Consider the following 343-nt stretch of genomic DNA (forward strand, 5'->3'; position numbering starts at 1 on the left):
CGCCAGTATGTAGACACCAACATGTTGCTCAACTTACCCTCTTTTGTCAGCTTTATCTTTACGACTAATGACGTACCCAAGCCTTCATTAATCGCTCCTATCAAAGTAGAGAAAAAACCGTTAGTCACGTTTGATGAAGCTCAAAGGCTGGAAGAAGAAAGCGAAGAAAACACATTAAGTGAGTCAGATAATGACACTGAACCGCAAATCGAATCATCTAATGAACTCGATGAAGAAACCGAAACAGAAGACTCTATCCATCACGCATCAAGTGAGTCAGACAACGTAACTGAACCACAAATCGAACCATCTAACGAACTCGATGAAGAAACCGAAACAGAAG

1 pseudogene is annotated in these 343 nt (G+C 41.1%); it reads left to right on the forward strand.

Features of this window, described 5'->3' with window-relative positions:
* Nucleotides 1-343: pseudogene (locus Q1A70_RS20575) on the forward strand (MFS transporter); the annotation flags it as partial.

It is taken from the genome of uncultured Vibrio sp., from assembly GCF_947488985.1.
Taxonomy (GTDB): Bacteria; Pseudomonadota; Gammaproteobacteria; order Enterobacterales; family Vibrionaceae; genus Vibrio.